14 protein-coding genes, 1 tRNA gene and 1 pseudogene are annotated in these 16474 nt (G+C 46.7%); 12 read left to right on the top strand and 4 right to left on the bottom strand.

What is annotated here, in order from left to right; all coding sequences use genetic code 11:
* Positions 1 to 76 precede the first annotated feature (76 nt).
* Positions 77 to 937: a Tab2/Atab2 family RNA-binding protein gene (locus tag CHA6605_RS24055; RefSeq protein WP_015161976.1), complete on the bottom strand. Its 861-nt coding sequence runs from the start codon at positions 935 to 937 to the stop codon at positions 77 to 79.
* A 309-nt stretch (positions 938 to 1246) separates the two neighbouring features.
* On the opposite strand from CHA6605_RS24055, the gene gshA reads away from it, so the two are divergent.
* The 7 genes and pseudogenes from gshA (at position 1247) to CHA6605_RS24025 (ending at position 8192) form a co-directional block, all read left to right on the top strand.
* Positions 1247 to 2383 carry a glutamate--cysteine ligase gene (gshA, locus tag CHA6605_RS24050; protein WP_015161975.1) on the top strand — a complete coding sequence of 379 codons (1137 nt, stop codon included), beginning with the start codon at positions 1247 to 1249 and terminating at the stop codon, positions 2381 to 2383.
* Between the two features lie 285 nt (positions 2384 to 2668).
* Positions 2669 to 3133 carry a tRNA (cytidine(34)-2'-O)-methyltransferase gene (locus CHA6605_RS24045; RefSeq protein ID WP_015161974.1) on the top strand — a complete coding sequence of 155 codons (465 nt, stop codon included), beginning with the start codon at positions 2669 to 2671 and terminating at the stop codon, positions 3131 to 3133.
* Positions 3117 to 3254, top strand: coding sequence for a hypothetical protein (locus tag CHA6605_RS34525; RefSeq protein ID WP_157260091.1), 138 nt, complete (start codon positions 3117 to 3119; stop codon positions 3252 to 3254). Before CHA6605_RS24045 ends, CHA6605_RS34525 begins: the two co-directional genes overlap by 17 nt.
* 1248 nt (positions 3255 to 4502) lie before the next feature.
* A pseudogene (locus CHA6605_RS37365) lies at positions 4503 to 4889 on the top strand (M23 family metallopeptidase); the annotation flags it as partial.
* Positions 4890 to 5156: 267 nt separating this feature from the next.
* Positions 5157 to 5229 (top strand) — tRNA-Met (locus CHA6605_RS24035).
* A 175-nt stretch (positions 5230 to 5404) separates the two neighbouring features.
* The gene (locus CHA6605_RS24030; RefSeq protein ID WP_015161972.1) at positions 5405 to 6463 is read left to right on the top strand and encodes a WD40 repeat domain-containing protein; all 1059 of its coding nucleotides are present in this window, start codon (positions 5405 to 5407) and stop codon (positions 6461 to 6463) included.
* 340 nt (positions 6464 to 6803) lie between these two features.
* Positions 6804 to 8192, top strand: coding sequence for a hypothetical protein (locus CHA6605_RS24025; protein WP_015161971.1), 1389 nt, complete (start codon positions 6804 to 6806; stop codon positions 8190 to 8192).
* A 108-nt stretch (positions 8193 to 8300) separates the two neighbouring features.
* On the opposite strand, the gene CHA6605_RS24020 is transcribed toward CHA6605_RS24025, so the two are convergent.
* Both CHA6605_RS24020 and CHA6605_RS24015 read right to left on the bottom strand, forming a co-directional pair.
* Entirely contained in the window at positions 8301 to 9809 is a 1509-nt protein-coding gene (locus CHA6605_RS24020) for a UbiD family decarboxylase (RefSeq protein ID WP_015161970.1), read from the bottom strand.
* Positions 9810 to 9999: 190 nt separating this feature from the next.
* Positions 10000 to 10218, bottom strand: a complete 219-nt coding sequence (locus CHA6605_RS24015) for a hypothetical protein (protein ID WP_198288394.1) — start codon at positions 10216 to 10218, stop codon at positions 10000 to 10002.
* A gap of 269 nt (positions 10219 to 10487) precedes the next feature.
* Between CHA6605_RS24015 and CHA6605_RS24010 the strand changes: the two genes are divergently transcribed.
* The 3 genes from CHA6605_RS24010 to CHA6605_RS24000 all read left to right on the top strand — a co-directional run bounded on the left by CHA6605_RS24010 (position 10488) and on the right by CHA6605_RS24000 (position 12936).
* Positions 10488 to 10679: a hypothetical protein gene (locus CHA6605_RS24010; RefSeq protein WP_041548426.1), complete on the top strand. Its 192-nt coding sequence runs from the start codon at positions 10488 to 10490 to the stop codon at positions 10677 to 10679.
* A 38-nt stretch (positions 10680 to 10717) separates the two neighbouring features.
* Entirely contained in the window at positions 10718 to 11383 is a 666-nt protein-coding gene (locus CHA6605_RS24005) for a PHP domain-containing protein (RefSeq protein ID WP_015161968.1), read from the top strand.
* Positions 11384 to 11607: 224 nt separating this feature from the next.
* Positions 11608 to 12936 carry a DHH family phosphoesterase gene (locus CHA6605_RS24000; protein WP_015161967.1) on the top strand — a complete coding sequence of 443 codons (1329 nt, stop codon included), beginning with the start codon at positions 11608 to 11610 and terminating at the stop codon, positions 12934 to 12936.
* 257 nt (positions 12937 to 13193) lie between these two features.
* On the opposite strand, the gene CHA6605_RS23995 is transcribed toward CHA6605_RS24000, so the two are convergent.
* Positions 13194 to 14798: a B12-binding domain-containing radical SAM protein gene (locus tag CHA6605_RS23995; protein WP_015161966.1), complete on the bottom strand. Its 1605-nt coding sequence runs from the start codon at positions 14796 to 14798 to the stop codon at positions 13194 to 13196.
* A gap of 273 nt (positions 14799 to 15071) precedes the next feature.
* On the opposite strand from CHA6605_RS23995, the gene CHA6605_RS23990 reads away from it, so the two are divergent.
* Both CHA6605_RS23990 and CHA6605_RS23985 read left to right on the top strand, forming a co-directional pair.
* Complete coding sequence (locus tag CHA6605_RS23990; protein WP_015161965.1) at positions 15072 to 15302, top strand: photosystem I reaction center subunit IV; 231 nt, start codon at positions 15072 to 15074, stop codon at positions 15300 to 15302.
* Positions 15303 to 15399: 97 nt separating this feature from the next.
* The gene (locus CHA6605_RS23985) at positions 15400 to 16287 is read left to right on the top strand and encodes a DNA-formamidopyrimidine glycosylase (RefSeq protein ID WP_015161964.1); all 888 of its coding nucleotides are present in this window, start codon (positions 15400 to 15402) and stop codon (positions 16285 to 16287) included.
* Positions 16288 to 16474: the final 187 nt, after the last annotated feature.

Genomic DNA, 16474 nt, shown 5'->3' with positions numbered 1-16474 from the left:
CGAGGAGTCTTGACGTCAAAAACACCCCAACACCCTAAGATCTGAAGCCTAAAACCTAAAGCCTTTCTTAGATCTGTTAGCGATCGACTGTTTCGTACAATAACCAAAATCCAGCAAATTCTTCCACATCGGGACTGGATTGGATGGCAATAAAATGAACTCCTTTGGCTTGTTGCTTGCTTGCTTCAAACCGTGCTGCTTCTTGTTGAGTCGTCCCTTCCAATCTGGCTAGAATCCAACTTTCGCTGGCTCCTGTCTCTAGTAATAACGTAGATTTAGGGGCAGGTTGATAGCGAACCGAGACGATTTCTAATCCGGACATCCAAGCAGCCATCGGCACAGAGCGGGGGGAATAGAGAATCAGTCCGGGGATTGGCATTTCGGGAGTGACGCCCACCATCGCTAAAGGGAAAGCTTCGCTAAAACCAATTTGCCATTCATTCATATCGGCAAACTGACTCGCAGCCAGACTGACAAATGTCCACTTTTCACCGAGTAAGGCTTCGGGTAATGGCTGTGGCGGATCGGAAAACATCTGCACGGAGGCAGTATTTGCGGCTTGATAGTTGGGTTGTTGGGGATAGAAATGCTCCATCCGATCGTCGATCCACTGGTGCAAAGCGATGGTGCGCCGACTGGCTGCGGCAGGAATGCCAATATCCTTGCAGGCTTTGGTAATCATGTTGTTCATCTGCCGTCGAAAGAAACGAATCCGTTGGGGTGATTGTTTAGCCTCGAGCATGGCTGCCTGGAGAGCTTCTGCCAACCATAACGAGTTGACTCGATCGCTTGGACAGTATCGTGTAAACCGAAATAAGTCTTCGGTCGATCGATCTGTCGTCGCGGGGCTTTCACATATCAGCAATTCCCAAACTTTTTTCTGTCGCTCATCAACCAGGGGGCGTGAGTAAAAATCGATTTCCCAGATCGCTCCCATGACTTTGTACTGTGCTGCTTGCTTTATGATTTTTACATTAATCCCCAATTATCCGCGATCGCAGGACATTAGGGAATAGGTCTTTGGGAATAGAGGGTCAGGGGTGGATGGGTGGATCGGTGGATGCGATCGAAATTGGCTGTGAGATTTGAAATAGAGCGAATGCTACCTGAAAGATTGCCTCAACAAAACCGCTATGATTATTTATAAGAGCTGAACTTACACCTAGAGCGTAACTTCACATATCACTATCCACTATCTCCGCACTCATTCACCTATCTACCCATCTACCCATCCACCCTTATCTCCATGCTACTTTCTAAAGGATTTGAAATTGAAGTCTACACGGGGACACCCCAAGGAGAGATTGTCGGTTTATCCGATCGAATTGTGGCGGATTTAGATGGGTTTATCATCGAGCCGGATAGTCGCAATGTGGAATATACCACCGCGCCGTTTACTTCTTACGAGCGATTGCTGTGCGCTTTAGTTTTGCCGCGTCGCCAGTTACGTGCTTATCTTCAGCGGATTGGTAACTATACGCTGATTCCTGGTAGCACTCTATCTCTAGGAGGTACGGATACATTTTATCGCTCCGACCCCAATAATCCCTATCATACTTACATCGAACAGACTTACGGGACTAATGTCGTTACGGCTAGCGTCCATATCAATATCGGCATTAGCGACCCAGAATTGCTGATGCGTGCCTGTCGGCTAGTACGAGTAGAAGCTCCATTGTATCTAGCTTTAAGTGCGGCTTCGCCCTTTCTCAATGGCGTGCCGACTGGCTACCACTCTACTCGTTGGGGACTCTTCCCCAAGACACCCGCACATGTGCCGCTATTTGAAAGTCACGCTCATCATATCCAATGGGTAAACGAGCAATTAGCCCAAAAGACAATGCAAAATGTGCGTCACTTGTGGTCTGCCGTGCGTCCTAATGGCGATCGCCGCCCCTATAACCTCAATCGCCTCGAGTTGAGAATTTGCGATCTAATTATCGATCCAATCGCCTTGTTGGCCGTTACGAGCCTGATCGAGGCCAGATTGTGGCAACTCATCTCCGACCCCAAACTCGATCCGTTAACAATGAGTACTCTATCGCCACAAGAACTTGTCGAGCTAGCGGACGCCAATGAAATGCTCGTCGCTAAATCTAGTCTTGATGCCACTTTACGACATTGGCAGGATGGTCGCTCGATTACCGCACACGACTGGATCGAAGAACTCTATAGCGAAGTTCATCCATTTGCCAAGCAACGCGGCTTTACTTGCTTCCTGTCCCCAGTGAAGAAGATTTTGCGTGAAGGTAATACCGCTCAACAATGGTTGCGATCGTATGAGCGCGAACCTGACGCCCAATCTATACTCGTCCGGTCGATCGAGCATGTCGAACAGCAGGAAATCGAGTTAGATCGCTATTTGTGTCAAGCTGTGGCATGAGTTAAAGGTCTCTTCCACCCAGCCGATCCACTTGCGATTGGGTGGATCTAAACCTGAAAAGGCGATTGTGTTGTAGCAGTCCGCACACAAATTAACTATTTGTTAAATAGATTTAAAATTTCAATCGATCGCACTCTCCTTTTAAATATAAAGAAAATCTATATATTACGGAAGATTGCTAACTCCTTAGCGAATTGCTCTAGGCCAAGTAACGTAAGTATTTAGACTAGGTTCGCTTTGTAATATCGATCGCTATCCAATTTCTCGACCGCCGATTTTGAACTTATGCCTCAATTAGTTTTAGTCAATCCCCAAATTCCTCCCAACACCGGAAATATTGCCCGCACTTGCGCCGCCACTCGCACCGATTTACATTTAGTCGGCCCGTTAGGATTTGAAATTACAGATCGCTATCTCAAACGCGCTGGATTAGACTACTGGCCTTACGTTAGCCTCAAAATACATCCGTCGATCGAGGCATTTATCCAATTTCATCGCCAGCAGGCTGGACGCTGTGTGGGGTTTAGCGTTCGGGGTAAATGCAGCCATTTTCAATTTCAGTTCCAAGCTGATGACTGGTTATTATTTGGCAGCGAAACTGAAGGCTTACCCGCTGAGATTTTGGAATATTGTGCCCAAACAGTTTATATCCCGATGAGCGAACCTGGCGTCAGAAGTCTCAATCTCTCTGTCAGTGCGGCTATCGGCTTATTTGAAGCCCGCCGTCAGCTCGGTGAATCGATCGCATAGGTGTTGGCAGATCTCTTCTTCGATCGCGGCTACAGCGCGGGTAGGGCAACAGATCGGAGCGATCGATCGAGTTGGCAATAGTAATTTAGTCAAATTGCGAATGCTCGATCGCGAGTTTTAGATAAGAAATTCATATCATCCATTCAATCGCGATCGCACAATTAAAATTAGTAATTACTTATTCGATCGAGCATAAATTTCTATGAACGGCAGAAAAATAGCGATCGAAATCACTCGCATCTAAAAGTTTTTAAATTCGTTCGCACCCAAAATTGGCAATCAACATACCTCTAGTTAAATATACGGTTGTCGATAGTGCAATTCATAGTTTAAAGTCATATTCAGCAAGGGCTGTAGCGATTAAATTATCTATTTTTTATCGCCACACCCACTCTACAAGCCTGTGTTTGCGCCATTAAATCTCTAATTTATTCGTGCAAATCAAGCTAAAAATTTTCGTTCTGAGCGAGTCTGTCAGCAGACCTCGACGAAAAGCTTGCAAATAAGTGCATCTTCACTTAAAGTGGCTTTAGTGAATCGGGAGCGCGATCGATTCAGCGATAATTTATCGTTTTACTAGGCTCGATCTGATGTTTGAGATCGAAATATAAATATCGGAAAATCAGTTCCCACTAAATTACCATCGCATCGATTCCTAACTCTGAATGAATCGATCGACACGAATAGTCCGTCAGTAGTGAGTTAATTTCCAACTAGACTCAGGCTGTTGACTAACGTTGTACTCAATAATAGGAGGTCATTTTTGTTGAAACCCGAAACTACGCAGAAGGTTAAATTAGTTCATTCCCTGACTGCTCATCAAGATGTGTTGGCTCGCCAAGCATCCTCGATCGTTACCCCGGAGCAACCAGTGGGTTGGGTCAAGATTGCCTCTCTGCTTGGTAATCATCGGAGCCGCACTTCAACCGTGATGCTTGGATTAACAGTTTTAATGGGTATTTTTAGCGTCCCAGCCAACTATCCCGATACGGTAGCCGCAGCCGAATCATTTCAAAATGCGGCACCCGTTAGCTCTGCAACTGAAATCTCTCCCGTAACTAGCAATGGTTATATCGACCAATTGCACGGTGACGTCTCCGCGATGCAGGCCAAGTACGATCGATCGCCATCAGTGCTGGTCGCGCAATCATTGCCCCGCGCCTATCCCGCATCGGTTGCCAATCGCACAGATGTCAATAGTTTACAGTTTAGCGGTGAAACCTCTGTACCGATCGAGGTAGCACAGCCCAGAACCAGAAGTTTCAATAGACCTGTCGCCACCGCTCGGCCATCTTTTAACGATCGATCTGACTCGGAGTATGATTTTGACAATCCCGAAGATCGTCTACCCACCAACCGCAATGGTGTCTCGAGTATCGGCTTTGCTTGGCCAGCAGCAGGCACGCTTACCTCTCGCTTCGGTCGTCGCTGGGGTAGAATGCACAAAGGCATTGACATTGCAGGCCCAGTCGGCACGCCGATTAATGCTGCTGCTGATGGTGTCGTGATCGTAGCAGGCTGGAAATCAGGCGGCTACGGTAATTTAGTCGAAATCAGACATAGCGATGGCACCACCACTCGTTACGGACACAATAGTCAGATCTCTGTCAGTGTCGGTCAAAATGTCCGTCAGGGTCAGCTCATAGCACGAATGGGTAGCACAGGACGTAGCACGGGTTCCCACTTACACTTTGAGATTCGGCCTAATGGCGGTAGTGCTGTCAATCCGATCGCGTTCCTCCCTGCCAATCTATAGGGCTGTGGATGTTGCAGTGTGCGTTTTTGTTTGTGAACGAGCGGTTCAGTCAGGGGCTGGAGTTCGCCGAGCAAGCTGCCAATTAACATAGATAATGGGCAAATATGTATGCTTGCCACTGTCTTCTCGATCGTGGTTCTAAAATGGCGATCGGGTCGTGCCAATCTCCAGCGATATGTGGCGTTAATATTCGCCCACTTCAGATATTTAACAAAAAAGTAGCTAAAACAACTTTTTCATGTTATGATGGAATACGTTAAATACCACGGCTCAATAGCTCAGTCGGTAGAGTAGGGGACTCATAAGCCCTTGGTCGTCAGTTCAAGTCTGACTTGAGCCATATTTTCAGACATGTTACCAGTAGTAATTATCCTAACTTAAAAGTTTGAGATTGGGTGTTACTACTGGTTATTTATTTACATTTCTCTACTCATAATTTTAGGAGTAAATAAAGTTCCTATTTTGTTGCGAGCAGCGGTCGATCCACAATCGTCAATCCAACACCCAAAATCCCATTGACAGAAAACTCGCGTTCCGAATTAGAGCTAGTTTGGCAAGGTCAACTCAATGATTTAGTGACAGCGGTAGCCTGTGCGCCCGATGGCCGAGGTTGGGCGGCTAGTTCGGCAGCCGGAGAAGCCGTCTGGAATGCAGGATTAGATGAAGTTATTCCACTCCTGGCACCAGACAACAGCGTTGAAGCCGCACCCACGATCGCGGGACTAGCTTTTAGTGCCGACAGTCGCTGGCTGGCTGCTGGCGGTAGAGCCGGACAATTGTGTATTTGGAACTGCGAGGATCTTCAACTTCCACCACAATTAGCCCAGAGCTTGGAAATTGGCGCGTGGATCGAGCGGCTAGTGTGGAACCCCAATAGCTTGTATCTGGCAGTCAGTACGGGGCTATGCACGAGGATTTGGGACATCCGTAATTTCACTCAAATCGCGACCTGGGAATTCAACAAATCCTCGATTTTCGATCTGGCATGGCACCCAGCAGGGGACTTGTTAGCAGTAGCGGGATATAAAGGTGTCTACATTCGATCGATTGCCGATCCTACAGCACCGAGCCAACGGATAGAGATCGAAACGGCGAGTATTCGTGTAAATTGGTCTGATGATGGTCGTTATTTAGCGATCGGTAATCTCGATCGCACCTTGACGATTATCGATAGTGAATATCCGGATAATCGATGGACATTACAAGGTTGTCCTGGGAAAATTCGGCAACTTTCATGGATGATGGGTACCCCAAACCCTTGTCTGGTAGTAGCTAGCGGCAATACAATCGTCTTGTGGCACTTAAGTCCCGATGCAAGCATGTGGGAGGGTCAACTTCTCGAAGGTCATCAGGGTATTATAGAAGTAGCCATCCCTCATCCTCATTTGCCAATCCTGGCTTCTGGTAGTACTGATGGCTATGTGTGCCTATGGTCGGCAAATGGAGATGTCGAGCAGATTCTCAGCGAACGACCGATCGGTAAATATACTACTTTAGGTTGGCATTCAGATGGCCTAGATCTGCTGACTGGCTCTCAAAGTGGCTCCCTGGGAATCTGGATAATACCAGCATAATTACCGATAGGGGTGTAAAAAAAACATGATACAATCATGGAATTAGAACCACAACAATGTAGTTTACCCAGTTTCATTTGGCTCGATAGTGTGAAGATTGCCTGCTGACAGTCGTCATTATGGCCAGCTAAATGTTAGGTAACCAGTAGATAGGCAATTCATCTACTAATGTTGTTCTCTCCGCCGATTGACTGAAAGGACGTAGGTTAAATTTCCCTCCAACCTCCACTTACTATTATTTACAAGATTCCCGGATCGTACATTTATGCGAATCAATCTGGGTTGAGGTTTATAAAGTAAGAGAAAGTAACTAAAATTACCATTACATATTATTTCAAAGATGTTAAAAATTTGGCTTACCTGGTTGCAACCTAGTGTTGGTGTGTTGGGAACAGCATTAGTGTTATCTAGCCCCTTCTGCTCCTATGCAGCAACTAAACCAGCAACGGTTCGGAATATTACCAAAGCACCGACGCAGTTCTCCCCCTGGAGTAATTTAAAAGCCAATGGCACTAGGATCGATCGCGAGTTATTGAGTGGCGTTGCGCCTACTCCAGATTTGGCCGTTCGTCAGCTAGCTGTCAGTTCGCTGGGCACGAAAGGCTCTCCTAGTTTTGCCTACACGAGTACTACCGCCGATATCCGCAGTGTAGCTAACTTTGTTGCGCCCTCCGTAAAATGGCAGAAGCAATCGGCCAAAGCAATTAAGCCCGTTAAGTCCAAACAGGTTAGAAATTCGATCTCCGCAGCTTTAGCACGGGCGATAAATCCGCAAGCTGCGAACGTTCCCGTTCCAGGACTGTACATTCCGAATACCCCAGTTGGGCCACAAAAACAGATCGTAGTAGCAGCCAAGCCAGCATCGGTCGGCAAACGGATCGCCACAGTACCTGTAGAGATTGGCGCACCGACACCGCTATCGGCGATGATGACTGCCAAACCAGCGGTCGATCCGTTCCCAGTAGTTCGTCCCGAACTGATGGAGAAACTACAACCGACACAAACAGCGGCTAGCGTTCCAGCAACTAAAACTGTAGCTGCGAAAACTGCTCCCGCAACCAAAATCGCTCCCGCAGTCGGACCATACGGTTTAGATCCGATCGCGACGATTCCGCCAGTTAGAGTTATCTCTAAAGCACCTAAAACTTTACTACCACAAGCAGCTACTGTAGCTCCACATTCCCTCGATCCGATCGCGGCAATTCCGGCTGGATTGCAACGGTTATTGGGCAATAATATCAACAGTCAGCCACTGGTAGCATCGACACCAGTAGCCAAAGTTAAGAGCAATACGGCTAACTCGCTGCTAGCTGTCGATCGGTTTATATCCCCAGTTGCTACCATTAGTCCGGCTAACTCCGTAAATCTCCAACTAGCTACCGCTCAGGCTTACACCGCGAGCATACCAAAATTTGATATTCCTGGCGATCGATTATTAGCAGCCAGAGCTGCCAAACCTGTTCGTAACTCGCTAGTTGCCAAGAGCGAACCGCAGAGCGTAACTACCGTAGCGATCGCTCGCAAGCGTAATTATGCCCAGATCCTCACCCCAACTCCACAACAGTCGTGGATGTTAGTCGATCGACGCAACAATCTAGGTGGATTGATTTTAGGAAGTACTCAACCGTTGAGTGAAGTACCTAAAATGGCTAGTTTACTCCCAGTAGATAATCTCAAAACATCTGCGACGCTCGGATTACCAGCTAAATCCTTCTTGGACATTAACTAATCTCTTATCTGCAACTACACATGCGATCGCTTCGATGATGTCATCGTTCAAAGCCCAGTAGAATCTAAATTCAACTGGGCTTTTTAATAAGATTCTGTGGGACTATACTTATTTCATGTCATAACCAAACAGATTGGCATTGACTTCATCGAGGTTGATATCTGCTAGCCCATACTCAGCCCAGCGTCTGTCTACCATCGCGGCAATTGCTGGATCTGATTCTAACTGTTGACCCCATTCCGCTTCGGTTTCTGGGTAAACTTTGGTCGTCGCATCGATGCCCATCCGGCTCCCTAGCCCCACTTTGGGCGTGGCAAAGTCGAGTTTATCGAAGGGGGTATCAGGGATGATAAACACATCGCGTTGGGGGTCAACCTTAGAGCTAATTGCCCAAACAACTTGGCGAGGATCGCGGATATTGATATCTTTATCGACGACGATGACGAATTTGGTGTAGGTGAATTGGGGTAAGGCACTCCAAAAGGCGAGTGCGGCGCGTCTGGCTTGTCCTGGATAGGCTTTATCGATCGCAATAATCGCCGCCTTATAGCTCAATGCCTCCATCGGTAAGAAAAAGTCTACAATTTCTGGTACCTGTTGGCGTAAAATTGGCGTATAAATTCGGTTGAGCGCGATCGCCATCATCGCTTCTTCTTTAGGCGGACGACCGCTGAAGGTAGTCAGATAAATGGGGTCTTTGCGATGGGTCATGCAATTGAAGCGAATCAACGGGCATGATTTGGATTGATTATAGTAGCCCATATGGTCGCCAAAAGGGCCATCGACCATTTCTTCACCGGGCGTAATCGTGCCTTCAAGAACGAATTCAGAGTCAGCGGGGACTTCGATATCGATCGTTTTACACTTGGCTAATTTGACCCCCGCACCACCGTATAAACCCGCAAATAGCCACTCCGATAAATCCATCGGTATCGGTGTCGCTGCTGCCATAATGACTAGCGGATGTACCCCTAGTGCGATCGCGATCTCTAACTTTTTGCCCCGTTCGGCAGCTTTACGGAGATGACGCGCGCCACCACGTACTGATAACCACTGAACGGTCATCGTATTTTTAGATTGCAACTGGAGCCGATAAACACCTACATTCGGCGTCCCCGTTTCACAATCTTTGGTAATCACCAATCCCAAGGTGACGATCTTCCCCGCATCGCCAGCATATGGGCGAATTAAGGGCAGCTCATTTAGGTCTAGGTCATTTCCTTCAACGACGATCTGTTGGCAGGGTGGAAAGTAATCTCGGCTGGGTTTGGCTTTAAGAACGTCGAATAATACTTTGCCAAACTCGACTGCTTGGGCGATTTTTTTAGGCGGTTTGGGCTGCTGGAGCATGGCCAATTTTCGCCCCAAATCCTCTAGCTCCTGCGGCTGCTCCATATTCATCGCCCAGCAGATCCGCTCGACCGTGCCCATGATATTCACGGCTACCGGATACTTGGCACCTTTGACATTCTCAAATAGTAACCCCGGCCCACCACATTGCAGCATCCGATTGGAGATCTCGGCAATCTCCAGATCGGAATCTACTAGGGTTTTAATCCGGCGCAGTTGTCCCCGTTTTTCGAGTACCTGTAAAAATTCTCTGAAGTCCCCCGCCATGCGATCGCCTATTGTAAAGTTATGTCTCTATTATAGGTGGGGGTGGGGGGCAGGGAGTAGATGGGTAATGGGTAAGATGACGATCGTCTTTTGCTTGTCCACATGGCAGCATCGCTACCGATTATTACCCATTACGTCCGTACAAAACCTCAAGCCTAAAGCCTAAAGCCTAAAGCCTAAAGCCTAAAGCCTAATTCCCCTTCTGCGTCCGAAAGCTACAAAAGGCATAGATATCAAAGAGTGCGCCGACAAATCCGCAGACTAATCCGATCGTTAACATCCCTTGCACGGCACAGCCGCCACCAAAGGTATCGAGAAAGGCGAGCAACATATTTGTAGGGATTTGACCGATCGAGCCGAAACCAGGAATGCAAGTTAATAACCAAGTGCTAGCCAAAGACCCTGACATCAGGAGCATGGGAGCGAAAAAACTCAATAGCACAGCCAGGGATAGAGAACGTAGGAAGTTTGATGACACGATCTTAAACCTCACCCGCCTGATGGCTGAAAGAACTCTGGTGCTAGATCTAGCACACCCATACATCATAAATTAGTAATTTGGTAAGAGTTTGATTCTGTGAGAAATCTTAAAATATCATTAAACTTTTTGACGATCGCCAGATAATCTACATAGGATTCCCAGAATTCAAGCCAGTTGTTGCATCTGGATCGGGCTAGTTGCCGACAGATCCGACTCCATTGCTGGGGCAAGCTGACGTAATGGCAGCAGACGGCTACAATGAAGGAAGTAGTGCTAACAACTTGCTAAATCCTGAGAAAGCGATCGATCCGACTCTCATAAAGTTTTGCAAAGATTGGGGTAATCTTGAAAGATACAGACATCGCACTCTGTTTACGCAATTACCTTGACGATCGTAGGCAACTACCCGACTCGTACATCCAAAGCAATGGGGAACCAGCACTCAGCACAAAACACTACACTCTTACGGCAAGTCTTTACCAACATTCAGGCTGATAGTTGCCCGAGACATTACAATTTCCACATGCATACCAACTGCTCGGATGGTAGGCTGCAACCAGAAGATCTGATGGCGCAAGCGATCGAGATTGGCTTGAAAGGAATCGCCATTACCGATCATCACAGTGTGAATGGTTATTATCGTGCGGCCAAATGGCTGGAAACACAAGCAATCGATTCTCTGCACTTGTGGACTGGCATCGAAATTACAGCGTATTTACCGCCAGTAGACGTGCATATTCTTGGTTATGGGTTCGATCCTTTAGAGCCGAGTTTAGCTCCTTATCTAACGGGAAGAGAGCCTAGAGGCGTCGATGCTCGTGCCGAGAGAGCCATTAATGCACTTCATGCGGCAGGTGCGATCGTGGTATTAGCGCATCCCGCACGCTACCGTCGATCGCCAGAAGAACTGATTCCTACAGCCGTCTCACTCGGCATTGATGGAGTCGAGACTTATTATGCCTACAACAATCCCAATCCGTGGATTCCCAGCTTCGAGCAGACAGAGACAGTCAAACGCTTGGGCAATAGTTATAACTTGCTGCATACCTGTGGTACTGACACCCATGGGTTAAATTTATTACAACGACTTTAGACGATAATTGTTAGGTCTTTGTCGATTGTCGGTGCTCATACTGAAAAGATAGTTAAAAATCGGCAAACTAGCATGTTGGAATGGTGTCGATAAAAAGCCTCAAACGATTACTAGTAAAAGAGCGGGATTTGAATTAGCTAGACTTAGGTAAAATCGCTAATTGCCAATCCGATTGCAGTTGTCTATGATAGTTGATTAGGGATATTATACCTCTACTGAATTAGATGTCTTTAAATTCGATTAAGCCTCATAATGGTCAAGCTTCAAGTATGGATGCAACCTCTATACGTGGACTGCTCGAAATGACACAACCGACCGATCTAGATGACGAACATTCAGAATTTAGACTAGATAGTGAAGGTGTTAGCACGCAAGCGATGCCAATAACGCTTGGGGCACCTGTAGTTGGGGGTGGAGTAGCCATCTTAGAGCACCATCGCGGTGACTTTCCATCAGAAGATATTCGCGTAGCTGCACTGAAAGCAACACTAGAAAGACACCGTGGCGAACGCCAAATCGTTTTATTACAAGACTTTCCAGATCCTGATGCCTTGTCGGGAGCTTGGGCATACCAACTGATTGCCAAGCAATACAACATCAACTGCGACCTCGTCTATGCTGGCGCGCTCAGTCACCAAGAGAATATCGCTCTTGTTAAGCTGACAGGGTTGCCAACCAAGAAAATTACTAGCGCAAATCTTAAAGAAAAAGACTTAGCAAATTATCAAGGCTGCGTACTGATCGATAACCAGGGTACCACCTGTCAACTCTTAGAACCCGTCCGTCAAGCTGGTATCCCGATTGTGGCGATCATCGATCACCACAGTCTCCAAGAGGATCTCAACGCCGAATTCGTAGATATTCGCCCCTCTACCCGCGCCACAGCTACTATCCTGACGCAATACCTTCAAGCCGGATTGCTCAAACTCGATAGCAGCATTAGCGAGCACGTCAAATGTGCCACCGCACTGATGCACGGCTTGAGATCGGATACAAATCGCCTGATGCAGGCCCAAGAAGAAGACTTTTTGGCGGCGGGGTATCTGAGCCGCTTTTATGATGCGCAACTGCTCAATGCTGTCCTCCAAGTATATCGATCGAAACGGGTGATGGAAGTCATTCAGCGATCGCTTACCAATAGAGTAGTCCAAAATAACTTCTCGATCGCGGGTGTCGGCTATTTACGCTATGAGGATCGCGATGCGATTCCGCAAGCCGCAGACTTTTTGGTTACCGAAGAAAACGTCCACACGGCGGTTGTATACGGCATCGTTCGCGATGAGGATGATGAAGTCGAATTGGTAATTGGCTCCCTCCGCACGTCCAAATTAACCCTCGATCCGGACGAATTTATCAAAGAAGCCTTCGGTAAAAATAGCGAAGGACGTTTCTTCGGCGGTGGTAGATTTACTGCTGGTGGATTTGAGATTCCGGTTGGTTTTTTGTGTGGATTTAATGACAATACAGAGTTCTCGAAGCTGAAGTGGGAAGTCTTCGACAACCAAATTAAGCAAAAGTTACTTAAATTAGTCAATCCTACGGATAGTTATTAAGTTTAGTTAATTTTTTCAGGATAGGAGCAATTCATGAATTGCCCCGATCCTGAATTATAATGAGTGCTAACAAGCATGAAACATCAATGTCAGAAAATCTAGAAGTTTACATGAGAGGATATTGAGAAATTATCAATGATTGCGATTGTACTCTCGATGAGAGCAGCAATAAGCTGTCGAACATTTAAATCGCATATTGGATTTCTTGAAAGCGAGGAGCGGGGAGGAGGTAAGTAAATTCAACGAGTAACAGCTTATTAAAACTGTGCTATCGCTGATTCTAAATGCTTGATTAAAGTCGACTGAGGTAACGGGCCGATAATATGACTCCAAGGTAAAATTTGACTGTTATCCCAAGTTTTATGGACGTAAAAATCTAGATCGGGAACTTTCCCTCGCAGCTCCTTAAACGCACGTCGAAAACTCCCGATCGAATCGCCATAGTTACGGGTAAGTTCGAGTAGGTATGATAATCGGCGATCGCCTCTAGAAATTATCGCTTGAATCACCGACCAATTATAACTTTCAGGACGAAAATCGATCCCATTTGGGGTCAGTTGCTTTTGCAGTAACTTCAATCTTTTATCGGCTTCTTTATTCACTCCAAACCATTGAAACGGCGTGTGAGCTTTCGGCACGAAGGTACTACATCCAAAAGTCAGCCGCAAGCCAGGAACGGCTTTTTTAAGCGATCGCAACATTGTGACGGTTTCATCGATATCGCCGATTTCTTCACCTGGAACACCAGCCATCCCGTAGAGTTTCAACCCTTTCAAACCTCCGGCTTTTGCATTAGCCGCAGCTTGAAATATCTCATCAGTTTCGAGCTTTTTGTTGACAATTTTTCTAATCCGTTCCGAGCCACTTTCAACTGCGATCGTTAACGATTTACTATCTCTTTTAGCTAAGATTTCAGCTAATCGAACGGTGACTGTATTCGTGCGGACTGAGGAGACACTCAAGCGGACATCATCATATTTAGGTTGGGTGAGATGTTCTAACAATGCTGGGAATTCTGGATGTTGAGTTACCGATGCACCGAGTAAACCCAAACGATTGGTTACCTGTAAACCTGTATCGATCGCGGGAATCAATGATTCTTCGACATTAGCAACTCTAAATGGTAGCGTTAGATAGCTTGCCAAACAAAATCGACACATTTCGGGACAACTGCGGACGACTTCCACCATAAAAATACTTTCCCAAGCAGCTTTTTCGGTAACCACACTCGAAACAGATAGTGTATTGCCGCGATAAGTTTGCTTGGTAATAGTTGCCGGAATATTACTGTCGATCGGGATGATACTTTGAATTAAGTCGTCATCATATTCAACCCGATACAAACTCGGAATATAAATACCAGGTATTTGAGCTAGATGCTTGAGCTTCGTCAGGCGATCGGTTGTCCGCACTTGTTGATAGGCTGTAATAAAATTACCTAACAAATCTTCTCCATCGCCTACTAAAATCAGATCGAAGAAATCGGCGAAAGGTTCGGGATTCGCGCTCAGAACTGGTCCACCGCCAAATATTAGTGGCGCGTTATCATCTCGATCGCTACTTCGTAACGGTATTTCTAATGACTCTAATAAATTGAGAATGTTGATATAATCTAATTCCCAAGATAGCGAAAATCCGACTAATTCTGGCGATCGAGGTAAGGACTCGCGGACATCTGTAAATAACCGATAAACATCCACATCCGATCGCATGGCTAAAGTTGCCCACACTACCTGATATCCCAAACTAGTAATCCCAACAGTATAAGTATTAGGAAAAGCAAAGATCGCTGGAATCGCATCTCGCTCTGGCGATGCGGGAGTGAATAAGAGGTGTTCGGAATCGAAGACAGAGTTGGACACTGTTGAGGGGGTAGAGAGTAGAGGGTAGAGGGTAGAGGGTAGAGGGTAGAAGGGTAGAGGGTAGAAGGGTATTGTGGGAATTAGAAAAATGGCACACAGTGCAAGCCTAAAGCCTAAAGCCTAATCCCTATCTTCTAACCGCTACTCCCTAATTTGTTTAAGCTTTGTTACCTTGTGTCTCAAAGATGGCGAAATTTACCGAAAATGAGTGCGATAGCTAATTGTGGCTGAATCCTTTTTAAAACCAGTTACTCCAAAATAGGAAAAGTAATTATGGCACTTCAACGTGGCTCAAAAGTTCGCGTCCTCCGTAAGGAATCTTTCTGGTTCCAATCTGTTGGCAGCGTCGTATCGATCGACCAAAGCGGCATCAAGTATAACGTAATCGTGCGTTTTGATGAAGTTAACTATAGTGGCTTTAGTGGCACCTCTGGTGGCGTCAACACAAATAACTTCGCAGTCAGCGAGTTAGAGGAAGTCTCCGCACCCGCAGCCAAAAAATAAGCTACACGCTTGCGGCAACTAGGGAGGGTAATCGTTCCATCCTAATCTCGGTTAGGATAGACCCTAGCCCAAACCCTAGTTACTAGTCTAACCACTAATGCCAGAATTACCTGAAGTTGAAACAGTTCGTCGAGGTCTAGATCGGTATACACTCGATCGAGCGATTACTGGCACCGAAGTCTTGTTACCACGCACGATCGCACATCCCGAAACGCCTGAAGAGTTTAACTTTGGACTCCAGCATACTAAAATTCAAACTTGGCATCGGCGCGGCAAATATTTATATGCAGAATTAGTCTCCAAGGACGCACAACAGCCTGCTGGCTGGTTGGGAGTACATTTACGCATGACGGGGCAATTGCTGTGGGTAGAGAGCCACACAGAGCTGCACAAGCATACCCGCGTCAGATTATTTTTGGGCAAAGATTGGGAAATTCGGTTTATCGATCAGCGTACATTCGGACAAATGTGGTGGATTCCCCCCAGCCAGCAACCCGAACAGGTGATGACAGGAATGGGCAAATTAGGGCCAGAACCATTCGATCTGGCGTTTAGTAGCGAGTATTTTGCCGCCAAGCTTCAGAAGTCCCAACGCAATATTAAAACCGTCATCCTCGATCAAAACTTAGTCGCTGGATTGGGCAATATCTACGCCGATGAAGCATTGTTTATGAGCAAAATTCATCCCAATACCCCCGCCAACCAACTCACGATTTCCCAGATCGAATTGTTACGCGAGTCGGCAATCCAAGTCCTGCAAACCTCGATCGAGCAAGGTGGCACCACTTTTAGCAATTATCTCAATGTCCAGGGTACCAATGGTAACTATAGCAAGCAGGCGTGGGTATACAATCGCACGAAGCAACCATGTCGAGTCTGTGGAACTCCGATCGAAAAAATTAGATTGGGGGGTAGAGGTACGCATTATTGCCCTCTTTGCCAAGGAATCGATTCTCCAGCGGAGAGGCTACGCCAACGAGCATAGGCTCGACTCTATCCATTTTAAAACCTTCCTTTTTGAGACTGACTCCCAGATTTGCTTTCATCGAACTTTCTTTTTCCCGATCGGGAAAAAGACGCGATCTTCAAAAAGTCCAGCCGAGTAAAACCGTTATGGAGTCAGCCTTACAATCGAAGCGTTGGCGCAGCCTCCGCTTGCGGAATCGAAAATG

Source organism: Chamaesiphon minutus PCC 6605 (assembly GCF_000317145.1).
Classification (GTDB): domain Bacteria; phylum Cyanobacteriota; class Cyanobacteriia; order Cyanobacteriales; family Chamaesiphonaceae; genus Chamaesiphon; species Chamaesiphon minutus.
The sequence above is the reverse complement of the archived record's forward strand: the minus strand, read 5'-3'. Positions and strand labels throughout refer to the sequence as shown.